Genomic DNA, 18,523 nt, shown 5'->3' on the forward strand with positions numbered 1-18,523 from the left:
GGCGAACAGCCCCCTGCCCTCCGGTCCGGAAGGCGGGGGCTGTTGCGTTGTCGCAGCAGCCGGAGCCAGCGGGAAAAATGCTTTCGTTAGAGACGTTGCCTAAATAACTCGACGCGCCCTAGGGTGAGGCCACCTGTCCCTCAAACCCGCCCGTTGGGGAGAAGCATGTCGGTGAAACGTCGGAGTCTCGCGCTGCTGCTGGCAGCCGTGGTCACGGTCCCGGTCGGACTGTCCGCGGTGCCCGCCGAGGCCCACAGTCAGAAGCGTGTTGTCGGTTACTACACCCAGTGGAGCGGCTACGACCGCAACTTCCTGGTCGGCGACCTGGTCAAGAACGGAACGGCCGCCAAACTCACCCACCTGAACTACGCGTTCGGCTTCCTGGACGAGCACGGCAAGTGCATCAGCAGTGATCCGTGGGCCGACTACCAGCGGCCGTTCACCGCCGAGCAGAGCGTCAGCGGCAAGGCCGACGAAGCGGGCCAGCCGCTGTCCGGCAACCTGAACCAGCTCAAGCAGCTGAAGCAGAAGTTCCCGAAGCTGCGGATCAGCATCTCGCTGGGTGGCTGGACCGGGTCGAAGTACTTCTCGGACGCCGCGCTCCCCGCCAACCGTGCCGCGCACGTGAAGTCGTGCCTGGACATGTGGCTGAAGGGCAACCTGCCGGGCGCTCCGGCCGGGGCCGCGAAGGGGGTCTTCGACGGCATCGACCTGGACTGGGAATGGCCTGCCAGCGAAGGCAATCCCGGCAACGTGATCCGTCCTGAGGACCGGGAGAACTTCACCGGTCTGGTGCGCGAGTACCGCAAGCAGCTCGACCGGGCTTCGTGGCCGTTCCGCGGCCGGTACAACCTGACCGCGTTCCTGCCTGCCGATCCGGTCCAGATCGACCGGGGGTTCCAGGTCAAGGAGGTCTTCAAGGAGCTGACCTTCGCGACGACGCAGGGCTACGACTATCACGGCGCGTGGGACCCGGTGACGAACCAGCAGTCCGCGATCGACGGACCGGAAGGTGATCCGTCGACGGCGGAGTTCAGCTCGCAGGTCACCATCGATGCGTACCTGACGCGAGGTGCGTCGCGGAACAAGCTGGTGATGGGCGTGCCGTTCTACAGTCGCGGCTGGACCGGCGTGACGAACCAGAACAACGGCCTGTTCCAGCCCGCGACGGGGCCGGCGCCGGCGACGTACGAGGCGGGCTATGAGGACTACCGGATCCTCAAGACGAAGGCGAGCACGTTCACGGTGCACCGCGACACCAAGGCCGGGTTCGCCTGGCTGTTCGACGGAACGACCTTCTGGACCTGGGACGACCCGACGGAGATGAAGCGCAAAGCGCAGTACATCTCCCAGCGCGACCTCGGCGGCGCGATGATCTGGTCGCTCGACGGTGACACATCAAATGGGGAGCTGATCTCTGCGTTGCACCGTAATCTGCGGTAGGTGAGCAACGACTTCCTGATGGACCGGTTCGCCGCGACGAGCGCCGAACCGGTCCATCTCGGTCTTTCCGAGGCGACCGTGACCCGGCTACACCGCGGCACCGAAGTCCTTTTCCACAAGGAAGGCCCGGGTGTTGACGACGAGGCCGACCGCCTCGCCTGGCTCGGCAGCACAGGCTTCCCGTGCCCTCAGCTCCTCGACCGCGGCGTCAACTGGATGCTCACCTCCGAGCTCCCAGGCCGAGACGCTTCCCAACCCTGGCCGGCTGCCCAGCGCCCCGCCGTACTGCGAGCGATCGCCGACGGCCTGCGCCAACTCCACACCTTGACCGACTGCCCTTTCATCTCACCGTTCCCAGGCGATCCCCAGGTCCTCACCCACGGCGACTACTGCGCGCCAAACGTCTTCATAGACCCGGAAACCCTCCGTTTCACAGGCGTCCTGGACCTAAGTCACCTCGGCCTCGGCGACCCCTACGTCGACATCGCCCTGATGATGAACAGCCTCTCCAACAACCTGAACCCCCAGTACGGCGGCCCACCCGCCGCCCGCCTCTTCGCCAAAACCTACGGAGCCAACCCCGACGACCCACGCGTCAAGTACTTCATCGACTGGACAGCCACAGGTTCAGGTTGAGGGTGAAATCGATGCCTGCCCGGGTGGCGCGGGTGGTGATCGGGCGGGTCAGGCGGTCGCGGAGGCGTTGGGGGTCCAGGTAGGTCCAGACGGGGGCGGTCGGGGTTGCCAGGAGGTCGGAGGCCTGGTCCCGGATCGCCCTGTCGTACAAGGGATCCTGGGTGATCGGGTAGGGGGCTTTGGTGCGGGTGGCGACGCTGGCTGGGAGGAGATCGGCCGTGGCGGCTCGTAGTACGGACTTCTCCTGGCCGTCGAAGGTGTGGTGGGTCCAGGGTGTGTTGAAGGCGTACTCGACCAGCCGGTGGTCGCAGAACGGGACCCGTACTTCGAGACCGACGGCCATGCTCAACCGGTCCTTGCGGTCGAGCAGATCGGGCAGCCAGCGGGTCAGATGCAGGTGGAATATCTCGCGCATCCGGCGCTGGATACCCGTTTCCCCTGCCAGTACAGGGACTTCGGCCAAGGCCTGCCGGTAGTGGTCGGCGCGGTAGGTGGCGAGTGCGAGACCGGCAGCGACCTCGTCTCGCAGTAGAGCCTGGTACGTGCCGCTGCGGCCGGTGAAGTAGCGCCACGGGTACCCGTCGGTGGTCAGCGTGTCCGGCTGATGGAACCACGGATAGCCACCGAAGACCTCATCGGCGCTTTCCCCAGAGATCGCCACGGTCGTGTGCTCGCGAACCGCCTTGAACAGCAGGTAGAGCGACGTGTCCATGTCGCCGGTCGCAGGTGCATCGCGCGCGCTGACCGCCGCCTGCCGGACGGCCGGATCGGTGAGGGCGGCCGAGTCGAGCACGATGTCGTGGTGATCGAGGCCGCAGTGCGCGACCATGTCCCGCACGTACGGAGCGTCCGGAGTGGTGCGGAGCTGGTCGGGAACGAAGTGACTTCCAGCGAAGTCGACAGAGAACGTGCGCAGGGCACCCTGTCCGGTACGACGTGAGGCGCGTTGCCCCAAGGCAGCCAGCACACTGGAGTCCAACCCGCCCGACAGCAACGCACCGAGCGGAACATCAGCGTGCACGTGGCGTTCGGCGATGTCCTCCAGCAGGCCACGCACCCGATCGACGGTGGTGGGCAGGTCGTCGAGGTGCGGACGAGCCTGCAGTTCCCAGTAGCTCCGCTCGCGGAGGCCGTGAGCATCCAGCACCAGCATGCTGCCCGGCCGGAGCTCGTGAACCCCTTGGTAGAGGCTGCTCCCCGGCGTACGGACAGAGGCGAGGAAGTCGCGCAGACCGTCCGTAGCGACGGCCGGGGTGATCATTCCGCTGGCGAACAACGCCTTGGGCTCGGAGGCGAACAGCAACCCGTCGCCGTGACGGGCGTAGAACAGCGGCTTGACGCCCAGCCGGTCGCGGACGAGCAGGAGCTGGTGCCGCGCTGCGTCCCACAGCGCGAAAGCGTACATCCCGTTGAAGCGGGCGGGAGCGTCTACTCCCCACTCCTGGCAGGCGTGCAGCACGACTTCGGTGTCGGTGTCGGTGCGGAACTTGTGGCCGGCCAGCTCCAGCTCGGCCCGTAGCTCGAGGTGGTTGTAGACCTCGCCCGTGTACGCCAGTACGACGACGGGCCGGTCCTGGTCGTCATGGACGAACATGGGTTGCTGGCCGTGCTCGGGGTCCATCACCGCGAGCCTGCGATGTCCGAGTACGGCGTGCGCGCCGGCCCACTGGCCCGCGTCGTCCGGTCCTCTGGCGGCCAGGGTGTCGGTCATCATCCGGACCGTTCGGTCCTGGTCCTGCAGCGGGCGTGCCAGATCGGCCCAGCCGGCGATGCCACACATCTACTGAATTCCTCCGAGGGAGAAAAGTGGCGCTGCCGCGACGGCCAGCCATCCGGGTGATCACCCTTCCGGCTCGAATGATTACATACGGTAGTTACAGTCCGGTCACGCTAAGAGCAAACGAGGTCAGATGAGTCCGCACGAGCCGATCGCGATCGTCGGGATGGGTTGCCGCTTCCCCGGCGCCGCCAGCCATCGGGAGGTGTGGCAGCTGCTCGACGACGGGGTCGATGCCGTCGTACCGGTGGGTCCTCCAGGACGCGTCGAGACGGCCGACCTGTACGACGTGACGCCACGCCTGCGGGGGCGACTCGTCAGCCGCGCCGGCGGCTTCATCGATTCCACAGGTGACTTCGATGCCGACGAGTTCGGGATCTCCGACCGTGAGGCGGCGGTGCTGGATCCGCAGCACCGAGTGCTGCTGAGCACGACCAGAGACGCGTTGCTCGATGCCGGCCTCAGCGCGGAATCGATCGCCGGTCAGGATCTTGGTGTCTTCATCGGTCAGAGCACGGGTGAGCACTGGGACATCCTGCGGACCAGCGGTTCGGTGGACATGTACGCGATCGCGGGCGCGGCTGCTCGCAGTATGGCGTCGGGACGGATCAGCCACGCCTGGGATCTCCGCGGGCCGTGCGCAACGGTCGATGCCGCGTGCTCCTCAGGCACTCTAGCCGTGCATCTGGCCTGTCAGAGTCTGCGCACCGGCGAGTGCGACACCGCCGTAGCCGGTGGAGTCAGTCTCGTTCTGGGCACCGATCACACCGTCGGCTACTCCGCGGCGGGCATGTTGTCGGCTACCGGACGCTGCCGCTTCGGCGACGAGGAGGCAGACGGCTTCATTCGCAGTGACGGAGCGGGCGTCGTGGTCCTCAAGCGGCTCGCCCAGGCGCACGCCGACGGAGACACGGTGCATGCGGTGATCCTCGGCAGCGCCCAAGCGAGCAAAGGGCGGACCGCCAAGGCGATCATCGCTCCATCGGTCGAGGGTTATCTCCAGGTGATCAACCGGGCCTGTGCCAACGCCGGCATCGCACCAGAACAGATCGGCTACGTAGAGGCGCACGGGAACGCCGCGCCGGCCGGCGACACCATCGAACTGCAGGCGATCGGCACGGCCATCGGGCTGCGCCGCCCGCCGGGCCAGCCCTGTCTGGTCGGCTCGATCAAGACGAACATCGGCCACCCGGAGGCCGCCGGTGGTCTCGCCGGCCTGATCAAAACCGCCCTGGTACTACGGAATCGCAGCCTCCCCGCCAGCCTGCACTGCTCCCAACCCACCTCGAGCGTCGACTGGACGGGCCTCGGTATCGCACCCGTCCCTGACCGACTCGCCTGGCCCTACCCCGGCCCAGCCATCGCAGGCCTCAACACCTACGGCCTCTCCGGCACCTTCGTCCACCTAATCCTCACCGAGCCGCCCGTTGGTCGGCTGCCGCACTGAGCCACCAACGCATCCAGGCTCAGCCGTTTTCTTCCTGCTCGTCAATCGTTTCGCAGCGAGTGGCCGTCAGGACAAGAGCGGACGTTGTCTCTGCCCAGTACGAACGCTTGCCGACGGTGTAGTCGACGCGCAGGGCACGGAATGACGCGTCGCCGTTGCCGGAGTCTCTGACGATGTGGGCCAGCAGGTTGTGGGTCGTGCCCGCCGGTACGACGTACCCGGCCGCAGGTTTTCTGCTCTCCCACTGCGTTCCTCTGGCGGGCTCTTCAGCAGTTCGGGGCGGCCATTTGGTCGAGCTGCCGAACAGGTCACCGGTGGCAGGCAGTAAGGCAGCCTCGGTCAGCTGCAAACCCTTGGGGTCGACCAGTGAAACACCTGTGATGGTGGCCGGCTCGTCGCCGTTGTTCCTGACGACGTCGCCGCCCGAGGTGGCATCACGGGTGCCCGAAGGCATCGGCATACACAACTTGATGGCGGATTCGCCTGCAGACAAGGGGCCGTCATGATCGGACCCAAGCGAGCAACTCGCGCATGCGAGCGCAGTCAGTGCTGCTGCTACCCCGAAGATTCTCACTTCGGGACTGTAGTGGTCAGTTGGACTCGTGGAGGGTGGTGGTGAGGCCGTGGACGGCGGGGATGGTGCCTAGTTTGCCGGCCTGGAAGTCTTCGAAGGCTTGGATGACTTCTTCGCGGGTGTTCATCACGAAGGGGCCGGCCATGGCGATCGGCTCGCGGATCGGGCGGCCGCCGAGGATGAGGACTTCGAGGTTCGGTTCTGCGGAAGGTTGCGAGAGGGCGGCCGCAGTACGGATGGTGTCGCCGGGGCCGAAGAGGGCGAGTTGGCCCTTGCGGATCGGGCGGTGGTCGGCGCCGACCGTGCCTTGGCCGGCGAGTACGTAGGCGAGCGCGTTGTACTCCGGTTGCCAGGGCAGCACCATCTCGGCGCCTGGGCTGACTGTCGCGTGTATCAGCGTGATCGGCGTGTTCGTCGAGCCGGGACCGTCATGCCCGTCGACCGAGCCGGCGATGACGCGGATCAGCGCGCCGCCGTCCGGTGTGGACAGCAGAGCGGAGTCGCCACCACGGATGTCCTGGTACTTCGGTGCTGCCCACTTCTGCGCCTTGGGCAGGTTCACCCAGAGCTGGATGCCGTGGAAGAGGCCGCCGCTCAGCACCAGGTGCTCCGGCGGCGTCTCGATGTGCAGGAGTCCGCTGCCGGCCGTCATCCACTGGGTGTCGCCGTTGGAGATGACGCCGCCGCCACCCTGGGAGTCCTGGTGCTCCATGATCCCGTCGAGCATGTACGTGACGGTCTCGAATCCCCGGTGCGGGTGCCACGGCGTGCCCTTCGGCTCACCCGGTGCGTACTCGACCTCACCCATCTGGTCCATGTGGATGAACGGATCGAGATCGCGCATGTCGACCCCCGCGAAGGCCCGGCGTACGGGGAAGCCCTCACCCTCGTACCCACTCGGTGCGGAGGTCACCGAACGCACCGCTCTCTCCTTGGCGACGGCCAGGTCGGGCTGGTGAACGCGCGGCAGCACGGTGATGTCGCTGACGGTGACGGCAGGCATGGCAGATCCCCTCGATCGAATAGTTAAAGAATAAACTACCCACCTCAACCCCGGCAACACACCCCGCATTCCGCCGCCTGACCGAGCCCACCACTGGTGGGCTTGAACACGAAATGGCGGGTCTGAACAAGGCACACCTTGTTCAGACCCGCCGCAGGCGGTCCGAGCCCACCAGTGGTGGGCTCGCGTCAGTAGGCGGTGACGAGTTGCTTGTCGGCCCGGCTTCGCGTCGGACTGTGGCGCTCCGGCCGACCCGGCTGACCTGTCGTTGGGCGCCGGACTCGGTGTGACTCTGTGCACCGGGTAGGCATCTACTCGCGAGTAGGATGCTCAGCCGGTGCCCAAAGTGGGGTAGGGGGCAGTTAGTCGACCGTGACGAGTTCCTTGTCGGCGGGCTTTGGGGGGACGTGGAGGGATTCGCCTTCGATGTCGACGTTGGGGGTGATGCGGTCCAGCCAGTTCGGGAAGGACCAGGCGCGGTCGCCGAGTAGGGAGAGGACGGCCGGTACGACGGACATCCGGACGACGAAGGCGTCGATCAGTACTCCGATCGTGAGCCCGAAGCCGATCGTCTTGATGATCGGGTCCTCGACCAGGATGAAGCCGGCGAACACCGCGGCCATGATCAGCGCGGCCGCCGTCACCACCCGGGCGCCGTGGCCGACGCCCTGGATCGTCGCCTCGGTGGCGTGCTTGCCGTGGACGAACTCCTCCCGGACCCGCGACACGATGAACACCTCGTAGTCCATCGCCAGCCCGAACAGGATGCCCATCATGATGATCGGCAGGAAGCTGACCAGCGGCCCTGGGGAGTCGACGCCGAGCAGCGACGCGCCCCAGCCGTTCTGGAAGACGCCGACGGTGATGCCGAAGGTCGCGCCGATCGTCAGCAGGAACCCGAGCGTCGCCTTCAGCGGCACAAGAATCGACCGGAACGCCAGCAGCAACAGCAGGAACGACAACCCGATCACGACCAGCAGGTAGATCGGCAATGCGGCGGTCAGCTTGTTCGACACATCCACCCCGACCGCGGTGTTGCCGGTGATCGAGATCGACGCGTCGCCGGTCGCCAGCGGATGCACGGCGTCCCGCAGGTCCTTCACCAACTCGGCGGTCTCCTCGGTCGCCGGCCCGCTCTTCGGGATCACGCTGACCAGCCGGGTCGACCCATCAGCGCTGGCCGGACCAGGCTGCGCGGCAACAACATCCGCGAGGCCCTTGGTCTTGGCCATCACCTGCTCGACCAGTACGCCGGACGTCGCCGCGCTGTCGCTCTTCACCACAACCACCAGCGGGCCGTTCGACCCAGGACCGAAGGCCGCCGCGGACAAGTCGTAGGCGACGCGCTGATTGGTACCAGCCGCAGCCGAAGCGCCATCGGGCAACGCGAGCTGCATGTCCTTCGTCGGAATCGCCAGTACCCCGAGCCCAATGATGCCGATGGCAACAATCGGTACGCGGAAGCGCGTCACCAGCCGCGCCCACCGGAACCCGAAGCCCTCGGCCTCAGGCGTGATAGCAGTCTTGCGGATCTTCCGCGGCAGCACCCGCCGGCCCATGAAGCCGAGCAACGCGGGCAGCAAGGTCAGAGCAACCAGTACTGCGGTCAACACCGTCGCCGCCGCCGCAAGCCCCATCGCCGTCAGGAACGGAACGCCGACCACACTCAACCCGGCCAGCGCGATCACCACGGTCGCACCCGCGAACGTCACAGCCGAACCAGCCGTCGCGGTAGCTCGAGCGATCGACTCCTCTTCATCCATCCCCGCAGCGAGTTGCGTGCGGTGCCGCGAGCTGATGAACAGCGAATAGTCGATACCCACTGCGAGGCCCAGCATCAACGCCAGAATCGGCGCGCTCGACGACACATCCACGAACGAGGTGACGATGAACAGTCCAGCCATCCCGGCCAGTACGCCGAGCAGCGCGGTCAGCAACGTCATCCCGGCCGCGACCAGCGACCCGAAGGTGACGACCAGGACGAGGGCCGCGATGGCGACGCCGATCGCCTCGGTCGACCCGATCTCCGGCGGTCCGCCGACGATCTGGCCACCCGGTACCACCTGCAGGTCGCCGGTGCTCAGCGACTTGAGGTGGTCGTAAGCCTCGGTGCTCTCCTTCGACAGTTCGTCGGCGGGCTTGTCGAACTGGACGCTGATCAGCCCGGTCGTACCGTCCGGGCTGATCGCCTTGCTGGCGAAGGGATCGATCGCGGCGACCACCTCGGGCACCTTGGCGACCTTCGCGACGGTCGCGCCGACGGCGGCCTTCACGCTGGGATCCATCAGCGTCTTGCCGTCGGGTGCCTTCACCACCACCGACGCCGAGGCGCCGCTCGCGGCGGGCAGGTCCTTCTGCAGTGCGTCCAGCGCCCGCTGCGACTCGGTCCCGGGGATCGAGAAGGTGTTCGAGGTCTGGCCGCCGAGCGTCAGCGCGCCGACGCCGAGCAGGACCAGGACGAAGGTCCAGATCGCCGCGACGAGCCGCCGCCGCTGGTAGGAGAACCGGCCGAGCCGGTAGAGCAGATTGGCCATCAGAAAGCGTCCGTTCGCTGAAGCAGGCAGGCGGGCAGGGGAAGAGCAAGGGCAGGCGGGCAGGGGATCAAGCGGTACGCCGGATCATGTGGGCGGCCGGAGCAACCGGCGCAGCGCCGTGTCGCAGAGAGCGCGCAGTTCGGTGTCGGTCTGTTCGCCCGGGTGCCGGCACTCACCGAGCAGCCCGCCGATGGCGAACCTGGCGATGGCGTTCTCGAGCGGGTCCGGGCTGCCGGCCAGGTGCGCCGTCAGTCGCATCCCGGCCGTGATCAGGTCGGTGAACTCGGGCATCGCCTCGATCGACGGCAGCACGTCCTGCAGCACCTGGATCATGCCGCGGAACTTGACCGAGAGCTCGACGAACCGGCTGATGGCCAGCTCCTGAGCGGCGGCCGGGGAGAGTCCTTCGAGCTCGGCGAGCACTTCGTCCAGCGCGACCGCGGACGGCTCCAGGGCGGCGGACAAGACGGCGGCCTTGCCGTTGAAGTGGTAGAGCACGGTCGCCTTGGAGCAGCCGGCGGCGGTGGCGATGTCCTGCAACGAGGTGGCGTTGTACCCGTTGGTCGAGAACAACTCCATCGCCTGCTGGACGATCTCGCGCCGGGTCCGCTCGCGGACCGGAGTACTGGGAGCCATATCTTGATAGTCCTGACCGATCGGTCAGTAGTCAACCGATCGGTCAGGATTGTGCTGCACCTCACCCTGCCTGGCAGACTCCGGTGTTGTGACGGCGGAGATTCTGGACGGAAAAGCGACCGCGGCGGCCATCAAGGCCGAGCTCGCGGTCCGGGTGGCGAAACTGGCCGAGCAGGGCGTCGTGCCCGGGCTAGGCACGATCCTGGTCGGCGACGATCCGGGCAGCCGGGCCTATGTGGCCGGCAAGCACCGCGACTGCGCGGCGGTCGGGATCTCCTCGATCCAGGTCGAGCTGCCGGACACCGCGACCCAGGACGAGATCGAGGCGTTGGTCATCGAGCTGAACGAGAACCCGGAGTGCACCGGCTTCATCGTCCAGCTCCCGCTGCCCAAGCACGTCGACACCAACGAGATCCTCGGCCTGATCGACCCGGTCAAGGATGCCGACGGGCTGCACCCGATGAGTCTCGGCAAGCTCGTCCTCGGCCAGGACGGCCCGCTGCCGTGCACCCCCAAGGGCTGCGTCGAGATCCTCCGCCGGTACGACGTACCGATCGCCGGCGCACATGTGGTCGTCGTCGGGCGGGGCGTCACCGCGGGGCGCCCGATGGGGCTGCTCTTCACCCGGCGGTCCGAGAACGCGACCGTGACCCAGTGTCACACCGGTACCAAGGATCTGGCCGCAGTCGTGAAGACCGGTGACATCGTCATCGCCGCGGCGGGCTCGGGCGGGCTGATCACCGCCGACATGGTCAAGCCGGGCGCGGTCCTGCTGGACGTCGGCACCAGCCGCAACGCGGAGGGCAAGATCGTCGGCGATGTCGACGACGCCGCCCGCGAAGTGGCGAGCTGGATCGCGCCGATGCCGGGCGGGATCGGGCCGATGACGCGCGCGATGCTGCTCACCAACGTGGTCGAGGCGGCCGAGGCGGCTCAGTCGGTCGCGGCCGGCTGATGGCGGGCGAGGCCGAGCGGCGCAGTGAGTGGCCGCTGGCGCTGTCCGGGCTGGTGGCGATCGCCGGCCTGGTCACCCTCACCTTTTACGACTGGCGCAACGGCGTCCTGATCTTCGCCGGCGGGGTCCTGCTCGCGGCGCTGCTGCGGCTCAGCCTCAGCGACAACGCGGCCGGTCTGCTCCGGGTCCGCGGCCGGATGTTCGACACCTTCCTGCTGGCCGGCGTCGGCGCCGCCATCGGCCTGCTCGGGTTGATCGTCCCGAACTGACCTCAATCGCCCAGGCAGGGTCTCTCATTGTCTCGCCCATCAGCGGTGGGTTCGAACCCCTAACGGCGGCCGTGAACAAGGTGCACCCTGTTCAAGGTCACCAGAAGGTGTTCAAGCCCACCACTGGTGGGCTCGGCCGCCGGGCACATCGGCACCACGGCGGAGCTGACCGTACTGCGCGCCTTCGGCGTTCGGGGCTGATCGCTCGAAGTCAAGAGGTCGGGCGTCATTTGCATTTACGTGCGAATAACGCCCGGACATGCAACCTGCGCCGCAGTTGTGCGTCTCACTCTATGTGGCGTCCCGATTCCGTCCTGTGAGGTCGCGGGATGCCACCTGTTGAGGACAACCGATTGGGAGGGACTCATCGTGGGATCCAGAATCAGATCGAGACGGCTGGGGTTGACCGCAGTCGCTTCGCTCGCCGTGCTGAGCTTGGGCGTCACCGCCGTTGGGCAGGCACAGGCAACCAGACCGGGACAGGCCGGCGACAGCACTGCCAAGACAAGCAAGACCTCTGCGCGGGACAAGATCGTCACCCTCGTCACCGGCGACCGGATCATCTTGCGGGGCGGTGACCCGGCCAAGGCCTCGATCCAGCCAGGACCCGGCCGCGACAAGGTGTCGTTCCGCGCGCACCGGCAGAACGGCCAGTTGCTGGTCATTCCGTCCGATGTCAGTGCGGCGATCACAGCCGGCAAGCTCGACCGCCGCCTGTTCGATGTCACCGCGCTGATCAAGGCCGGGTACGACGACAGCGCGAGCAAGGTCATCCCGGTCGTCGTCACCTACCAGGGCAAGGCGAAACGGTCGGCTCCCGCCGGCGCGACCGTCAGCCGGAACCTGCCGGTGATCAACGGCGCCGCGCTCAAGGTGGAGAAGAAGCACGCGGTGGCCTTCCTGACGGCCGCCCGGTCGGCCCGGTCCGCGACCGGGATCGACAAGATCTGGCTGGACGGCAAGCGGCAGCTCTCGCTCGACCAGTCCGTCCCGCAGATCGGCGCACCGGCGGCCTGGCAGGCGGGCTTCACCGGCAAGGGCGTGTCGGTCGCGGTCCTCGACACCGGGATCGACGCCACCCATCCCGACCTGGCCAGTCAGGTCGCGGGCGCGAAGAACTTCACCACGGATCCCGCGGGCGACCAGGTCGGCCACGGGACCCACGTCGCCTCGACCATCGCCGGTACGGCGGCCGCGTCGGCCGGCAAGTACAAGGGCGTCGCGCCCGACGCGAAGCTCTATGACGGCAAGGTCTGCGAGCAGGGCGGCTGCACCGAGTCCGCGATCCTGGGCGGGATGGAATGGGCCGCCACCGAGGTCAAGGCGAAGGTCGTCAACATCAGCCTCGGCGGACAGGACAGCCCGGAGCTCGACCCGCTCGAGGAAGCCGTGAACCGGCTGACGGCCCAGACCGGCACGCTGTTCGTGATCGCGGCCGGCAACAGCGGTCCGGACGCCGGCACGGTCGACTCGCCCGGCAGCGCGGACGCCGCGCTCACTGTCGGCGCTGTGGACAAGGAGAACCAGCTGGCCTTCTTCTCCAGCCGTGGACCGCGGACCGGTGACGGCGCGCTCAAGCCCGACGTCACCGCGCCGGGCGTCGGCATCGTCGCCGCCAAGTCAAAGGACGGCGTGATCGGCGAGCCGGTCGGCGACAAGTACCTGCGCCTGTCCGGTACGTCGATGGCCACCCCGCACACCGTCGGAGCGGCCGCGATCCTGGCCCAGCAACACCCGGGCTGGAAGGCGACCGAACTCAAGGGCGCGCTGATGGCGTCAGCCAAGGCAGCCGATGGCCAGACCTCGTACGAGCAGGGCGCGGGCCGGATCGACGTCGCGAAGGCGATCACCCAGTCCGTCATCGCCGAGCCGGGCGGCGTCTCGTTCGGTACGGCGCTGTGGCCGCACACCGACGACACCCCGGTGACCAAGACCGTCACCTATCGCAACCTCGGCGACCAGCCCGTCACGCTCGCTCTCGCGGCGACGCTGACGGATTCGGCCGGAGCCCCGGCGCCGGCCGATTCGCTCAAGCTGAGCGCGACGTCGGTGACCGTGCCGGCCGGTGGCACCGCGAGCGTCCGGGCCACCTCGAACACCAAGCACAACGGCCCGGACGGCATCTACTCCGGCCGGATCACCGCGACCGCAGGGGGCACGTCCGTCGTCGCCCCGGTCGGACTGAACAAGGAGGTCGAGAGCTACACGCTGACGGTCGATCAGCTCGGCCTGGACGGCAAGCCGATGCCGGAAGGCGGCACGCTGGTGTGGGGCGTCACCCAGCGCTGGTTCAACTTCTACTCCGACCCGAGCGGCACGGTGAAGGTTCGGCTGCCCAAGGGTGAGTACCTGTTGCAGGGTGATCAGTTCGTGCAGCGGCCCGGCACGGAAATCTACGACACCTACATGATGGTCCAGCCACTGCTGGAGCTGAAGAGTGACCAGAAGGTGGTGATGGACGCCCGGACCACGAAGCCGGTGACCACCACGATCCCGAACAAGGACGGCAAACCGATCCTGGCCGACCTCGGTTACGACCGGACCAACGCGGATCAGAACGGCGGTCTGAGCTCGACCATGCTGACCTTCGACTTCGAGGGCATGAACGCCGCACAGCTGGGCGGGCCGGCCCCGGCCGGTCAGATGATGGGGCACCTGATCTCGGACTGGGGCCTGCAGGGTGCCGACGGGAGGTTCACCAACACGCCGTTCCTCTACGGGCTGGTGAACCTGAAGCCGGACGGGTTCTTCACCGGCTTCCACCGCGCTGTCCAAGCCAGGGAACTGGCCACCGTGACGCAGCGGGTCAACGCCACCGGCGATCGGCGTGCCGAGCGGATCGTCATGCCGAGCGCACCCGGTCTCGGCGGTGCCTGGACGCCGATCCTGAACTACAACCTGCCGGCCAAGACCACTCTGCTGGTCGATGCAGGCCCGGTCGGCTGGCAGACCGACCTCAGCGAGGTCATTCCGGATCCCGATCCGGAGATCCCGTGGCCGGTCACCATGACCCGCGTGTCGGGGCCGGAGACGAGGTACAAGGCAGGCAAGGCCTATCAGGAGCGCTACAACGCTGCCACCTTCGCCCCGACGCCGCTGTACACGACTCGCAACGGCAACACGCTCGAGCTCGGCATCTTCTCGACCACCGATGCCGATGGCAACAGCGGGGCGACTCTCGCGGACAGCCAGGGCAGCAAGCTCTACCGGGACGGGAAGCTGGTCGGAGAGTCCGAGTGGTTCGGCGACCTGCTGGTCGAGGACCTGCCGGCGGAGAAGGGGTCGTACAAGTTCATCAGCTCGCTGGACAGGTCGTCGCTGACGAAGTTCTCGAGCAAGATCGACCTGACCTTCACGTTCAGCTCGGCCCAGACGGGTTCCGAGGGACCGATCCCCTTGAGGACGGTGGGCTACCAGCCAGCCGTGGACAGCCGGAACACGGTGAAGCGATCTCCGGTGACCGTGCTGCCGATCACCCTGGCGGCCCAGCCGGATGCGGCGCTGCCGGCCGTGAAGAAGCTGGAACTGCAGGTGTCCGGTGATGACGGCAAGACCTGGAAGCCCGCGTCCGTCGTACGGGCCGGGGCTGGGTACAAGGCGATCTTCGCGACGCCGGCGGGCGGCGCGATCTCGCTGAAGGCACACCTGGTCGACGCGGTCGGCAACACGACCGATCAGACCGTCATCGGGGCCTACCTGCTCCGCTGATCAACTGAACGCCGCGACAGGTTCCGGGGTTTTCCCGGAACCTGTCGTGCGTTCCGGACACTAAAGGGCCGTGCAACCCCGACGGCGCGTCACTCCGTCTTTGGGCTACGTAGTGAGGACATTTCCGCAAACTGGGGAGGAGCCCCTCGTGGCTTTCCGTTCGAGATCGAGACGCATCGGCCTGCCCGCCGTCGCGTCACTGGCGATAGTGGGCATCGGACTGGCCGGCGTCGGCAGCCCAGCGGTAGCAGCCCAGACAGCACCACCAGGCCCCGCTGCCGGTACTGCGAACAAGGCGCCGGCAACTGGACCGGACGTACGCGTCACGCTGATCACCGGTGACCGGGTCACCGTCCGCGGCGGCGATGCGACCAAGGCGACCATCGAGCCCGGGCCCGGCCGGGACAAGATCGTCTTCAACACGTACCGGACCAAGCAAGCGTCGTACGTGATCCCGTCGGACGTGGGGCTGCAACTCGCGACCGGGCAGCTTGATCGCCGCCTGTTCGACGTCGCCGGGCTGATCAAGGCCGGGTACGACGACAAGTCGAGCAGCTCGATCCCGTTGCTGGTCACGTACAAGGGCAAGGCGAAACGCTCCGCCCCCATCGGCGCGACCGTGACCCGGCAGCTGCCCGCGATCGACGGCGCGGCCGTGAAGGTGGACAAGAAGAACGCCGGACCCTTCCTGGCCGGCACTGCCCTGACTGGTACAGCCAAGGCCCGGTCGGCGAGCGGCGTCGACAAGATCTGGCTGGACGGCAAGCGAAAGGCCGTGCTGGACCAGTCGGTGCCGCAGATCGGCGGCCCGGCGGCCTGGCAGGCGGGCTACACCGGCAAGGGCGTCACCGTCGCAGTCCTGGACACCGGCATCGACGCCACCCACCCGGACCTCGCCACCCAGCTGGCCGGTGCGAAGAACTTCACCGGCGAATCGGCCGACGACGTGGTCGGGCACGGCACCCACGTGGCGTCGACGATCGCGGGCACCGGCGCCGCGTCGGACGGCAAGTACAAGGGCGTTGCCCCGGACGCGAAGCTGTACGACGGCAAGGTCTGCGAGGTCTGGGGTTGCCAGGACTCCGTGATCGTGGCCGCGATGGAATGGGCCGCGACCGAGGTGAAGGCCGACGTCGTCAACCTCAGCCTCGGCGGCCAGGACTTCCCCGAGATCGACCCGCTGGAAGAGGCCGTGAACCGGCTGACCGCGGCTACCGGCACTCTCTTCGTCATTGCCGCCGGCAACGATGGCCCGGGGGACAGCACGGTCGGTTCGCCGGGGAGTGCGGACGCGGCGCTGACGGTCGGCGCGGTGGACAAGCAGGACCAGCTGGCCGACTTCTCCAGCCGTGGCCCGCGCATCGGTGACGGAGCGGTCAAGCCTGACGTCTCGGCGCCGGGAGTGAGCATCGTGGCGGCGAAGTCGAAGGACGCCACGATCGGCGAGCCGGTTGGCGACCAGTACCTGAACCTCTCCGGTACGTCGATGGCCACACCGCACACCGCGGGCGCCGCGGCACTGTTGCTCCAGCAACACCCGTCCTGGAAGGCGAACGAGCTCAAGGGCACGCTGATGGCCTCGGCGAAGGTCGCCGCCGGTCAGACCTCGTTCCAGCAAGGAGCGGGCCGGATCGACCTGACCACCGCGATCAAGCAGACGGTGATCGCTGAGCCGGGCTCGGTGTCGTTCGGCGTCGCGTCCTTCCCGCACACCGACGATGAGCCCGTGACCAAGGACGTCACCTACCGGAACCTCGGCGACCAGCCGGTCACTCTGGCGTTGACCGCCTCGATGACCACAGCCGACGGTACTGCGGCGCCGGCCGGCGCGTTGACGTTGAGCGCCAACACGCTGACCGTCCCAGCCGGTGGTACCGCGTCGGTCAAGGCGACCTCGGACACCAAGCACACCGGCCCGGACGGCCTGTACTCCGGCCGGATCACCGCGACGGCGGAGGGCACCTCAGTGGTCGTGCCGGTGGGTGTGAACAAGGAGGGCGAGAGCTACACGCTGACGGTCAAGCTGATCCGTGCGGACGGAACCCCTGATGACCAAGGGCCCGCACTGCTCGTCGGCGTCGGAAACGACACCTTCCAGCAGCTCTACGATCCCAGCGGCACGGTGCAGGTCAGGTTGCCGAAGGGCGAGTATGTGCTCGACCAGTTCCAGGAGTTCGCGGTCACCGAGGAGGACTACCAGGTCTACAAGCTCGCCGCCCCGAGCGTGCAGCTCACCTCGGACCAGACGGTGGTGCTGGACGCGCGCAAGGCGAAGGCGGTCACCACGACCGTTCCGAACCCGGAGGCCAGGCAGGCCCTCTCGGACATCGGTTACGACAGGTATGCACCCAACGGCGAGTTGGCCATCCTGTCCGGGATGTCCGGTGGGTCCGGTAAGGCTTTCACCCTCAGCACCGGACCGGCGCTGCCGGCCGCGCAGCTGACGGGGCACGTCATCTCGCAGTGGGGCGCCCCCGGGGCCGACGGCCGGTTCACGAACACGCCGTATTTGTACGGGATTGCGAACTCGCAGCCTGGTGAGTTCGTCACCGGATTCCATCGGACCGTGAAGGCCGAGGATCTGGCGGTGGTCGACCAGACGATGAACGCGACCACGAGCGCGGAGATGTACAGGGCCATCTTTCCCGTGCTGCCCGGCGTCACTATGACGTGGACGCGGCTCATCCGCGTCGACCTGCCCAGGACGATCCGGTACTACCTGGATGACGTGCAGGGTGGCTGGACCGCTGACTTGCTCGAAATAGCTGAGGGTCGGCCGCCGCGCCACCTTTCCATGGTGACCAGCGACCCGGTGAAGTACCGGGCCGGGCGGACGTATCGCGAGCGCTGGAACGCGGCTGCTTTCGTGCCGAAGGTCAATTGGTTCAGCCGGACCGGCGCGGACCTGTCCCTCTGGGTCGGGAAGCACGGGGATGCCGACGGGCACGGTGGCACCGAGCGAAGCGACAGCGCGAGCAGCAAGCTCTACCGCAACGGCGAGGAGGTCGCTTCGGCTGATTCGTTCGGGTACCTGGACGTAGCAGGGCTGCCGGCCGGGAAGGCGGCGTACAAGCTCGTCATGACGGGGACGCGCACCGATACGGCGTACTCGCGCCGGACGGATCTCACCGTGACGTTCAGTTCGGCGGCGACCGGGGAGAAGACCGCGTTGCCGGCCCGCACGGTTCGGTACCAGCCGGACGTGGACAGCCGGAACACGGTGAAGCGGACGCCGGTGACGGTCTTGCCGGTGGTGCTGGACGGAACGCCCGGCGCCACGCTGCCGACGGTCAAGAAGGTGGAGGTCCAGGTCTCGGGCGATGACGGCAAGACGTGGAAGGCGGCGACCGTCGTACGGTCCGGCGCCGGCTACAAGGCCATCTTCGCCACACCGGCCGGCGCGACGGTCTCGCTCAAGGCGCACGTGGTCGATGCCGCCGGCAACACCACCGACCAGACGGTGATCGGCGCCTATCCGCTGCGCTGATCGCCTTGACAGCTTGGCAAGTGGAACCGGACGGCGTGAGCAGACACGAGGAGG

At 67.6% G+C, this 18,523-nt stretch carries 12 protein-coding genes; 7 read left to right on the top strand and 5 right to left on the bottom strand.

Going from position 1 to position 18,523, the window contains the following annotated elements:
* The first annotated feature begins 165 nt into the window (after positions 1-165).
* Both A3ES_RS0139780 and A3ES_RS0139785 read left to right on the top strand, forming a co-directional pair.
* Positions 166-1,443: a glycoside hydrolase family 18 protein gene (locus A3ES_RS0139780; protein ID WP_020392425.1), complete on the top strand. Its 1,278-nt coding sequence runs from the start codon at positions 166-168 to the stop codon at positions 1,441-1,443.
* Positions 1,444-2,079 carry a phosphotransferase gene (locus A3ES_RS0139785; RefSeq protein ID WP_020392426.1) on the top strand — a complete coding sequence of 212 codons (636 nt, stop codon included), beginning with the start codon at positions 1,444-1,446 and terminating at the stop codon, positions 2,077-2,079. It begins immediately after the preceding gene.
* On the opposite strand, the gene asnB is transcribed toward A3ES_RS0139785, so the two are convergent.
* On the bottom strand, positions 2,048-3,859 hold the full coding sequence (gene asnB, locus A3ES_RS0139790; RefSeq protein ID WP_020392427.1) for an asparagine synthase (glutamine-hydrolyzing): 1,812 nt from the start codon (positions 3,857-3,859) through the stop codon (positions 2,048-2,050). The two genes, A3ES_RS0139785 and asnB, sit on opposite strands and share 32 nt — an antisense overlap.
* A 130-nt stretch (positions 3,860-3,989) precedes the next feature.
* Between asnB and A3ES_RS0139795 the strand changes: the two genes are divergently transcribed.
* Positions 3,990-5,303, top strand: coding sequence for a beta-ketoacyl [acyl carrier protein] synthase domain-containing protein (locus A3ES_RS0139795; protein WP_020392428.1), 1,314 nt, complete (start codon positions 3,990-3,992; stop codon positions 5,301-5,303).
* A 19-nt stretch (positions 5,304-5,322) separates the two neighbouring features.
* Here the strand turns inward: A3ES_RS0139795 and A3ES_RS0139800 are convergent, their stop codons facing one another.
* The 4 genes from A3ES_RS0139800 to A3ES_RS0139815 all read right to left on the bottom strand — a co-directional run bounded on the left by A3ES_RS0139800 (position 5,323) and on the right by A3ES_RS0139815 (position 10,050).
* Positions 5,323-5,757 carry a hypothetical protein gene (locus A3ES_RS0139800; RefSeq protein ID WP_157631000.1) on the bottom strand — a complete coding sequence of 145 codons (435 nt, stop codon included), beginning with the start codon at positions 5,755-5,757 and terminating at the stop codon, positions 5,323-5,325.
* Between the two features lie 136 nt (positions 5,758-5,893).
* Complete coding sequence (locus tag A3ES_RS0139805; protein ID WP_020392430.1) at positions 5,894-6,880, bottom strand: pirin family protein; 987 nt, start codon at positions 6,878-6,880, stop codon at positions 5,894-5,896.
* 362 nt (positions 6,881-7,242) lie between these two features.
* Complete coding sequence (locus tag A3ES_RS0139810) at positions 7,243-9,414, bottom strand: MMPL family transporter (RefSeq protein WP_020392431.1); 2,172 nt, start codon at positions 9,412-9,414, stop codon at positions 7,243-7,245.
* An 84-nt stretch (positions 9,415-9,498) separates the two neighbouring features.
* A complete protein-coding gene (locus A3ES_RS0139815) occupies positions 9,499-10,050 on the bottom strand; it encodes a TetR/AcrR family transcriptional regulator (protein WP_020392432.1) in 552 nt (183 codons plus the stop codon).
* Positions 10,051-10,138: 88 nt separating this feature from the next.
* Here A3ES_RS0139815 and A3ES_RS0139820 point away from each other — a divergent pair, with 88 nt between their 5' ends.
* The 4 genes from A3ES_RS0139820 (at position 10,139) to A3ES_RS0139835 (ending at position 18,469) form a co-directional block, all read left to right on the top strand.
* The gene (locus A3ES_RS0139820) at positions 10,139-11,005 is read left to right on the top strand and encodes a bifunctional methylenetetrahydrofolate dehydrogenase/methenyltetrahydrofolate cyclohydrolase (protein WP_020392433.1); all 867 of its coding nucleotides are present in this window, start codon (positions 10,139-10,141) and stop codon (positions 11,003-11,005) included.
* Entirely contained in the window at positions 11,005-11,274 is a 270-nt protein-coding gene (locus tag A3ES_RS0139825; protein ID WP_020392434.1) for a DUF3017 domain-containing protein, read from the top strand. The genes A3ES_RS0139820 and A3ES_RS0139825 overlap by 1 nt, the downstream gene beginning before the upstream one ends.
* A gap of 402 nt (positions 11,275-11,676) precedes the next feature.
* Positions 11,677-14,982, top strand: coding sequence for a S8 family serine peptidase (locus A3ES_RS0139830; RefSeq protein ID WP_020392435.1), 3,306 nt, complete (start codon positions 11,677-11,679; stop codon positions 14,980-14,982).
* A gap of 148 nt (positions 14,983-15,130) precedes the next feature.
* Complete coding sequence (locus A3ES_RS0139835) at positions 15,131-18,469, top strand: S8 family serine peptidase (protein ID WP_020392436.1); 3,339 nt, start codon at positions 15,131-15,133, stop codon at positions 18,467-18,469.
* The last annotated feature ends 54 nt before the right edge of the window (positions 18,470-18,523 follow it).

The organism is Kribbella catacumbae DSM 19601 (assembly GCF_000372465.1).
GTDB lineage: Bacteria > Actinomycetota > Actinomycetes > Propionibacteriales > Kribbellaceae > Kribbella > Kribbella catacumbae.

Excerpts from the sequence above, each read along its gene's own strand:
- A3ES_RS0139780 (WP_020392425.1), top strand. The coding sequence starts at position 166 with ATGTCGGTGAAACGTCGGAGTCTCGCGCTGCTGCTGGCAGCCGTGGTC.
- asnB (WP_020392427.1), bottom strand. The coding sequence starts at position 3,859 with ATGTGTGGCATCGCCGGCTGGGCCGATCTGGCACGCCCGCTGCAGGAC.
- A3ES_RS0139795 (WP_020392428.1), top strand. The coding sequence starts at position 3,990 with ATGAGTCCGCACGAGCCGATCGCGATCGTCGGGATGGGTTGCCGCTTC.
- A3ES_RS0139800 (WP_157631000.1), bottom strand. The coding sequence starts at position 5,757 with ATGCCTTCGGGCACCCGTGATGCCACCTCGGGCGGCGACGTCGTCAGG.
- A3ES_RS0139805 (WP_020392430.1), bottom strand. The coding sequence starts at position 6,880 with ATGCCTGCCGTCACCGTCAGCGACATCACCGTGCTGCCGCGCGTTCAC.
- A3ES_RS0139810 (WP_020392431.1), bottom strand. The coding sequence starts at position 9,414 with ATGGCCAATCTGCTCTACCGGCTCGGCCGGTTCTCCTACCAGCGGCGG.
- A3ES_RS0139815 (WP_020392432.1), bottom strand. The coding sequence starts at position 10,050 with ATGGCTCCCAGTACTCCGGTCCGCGAGCGGACCCGGCGCGAGATCGTC.
- A3ES_RS0139825 (WP_020392434.1), top strand. The coding sequence starts at position 11,005 with ATGGCGGGCGAGGCCGAGCGGCGCAGTGAGTGGCCGCTGGCGCTGTCC.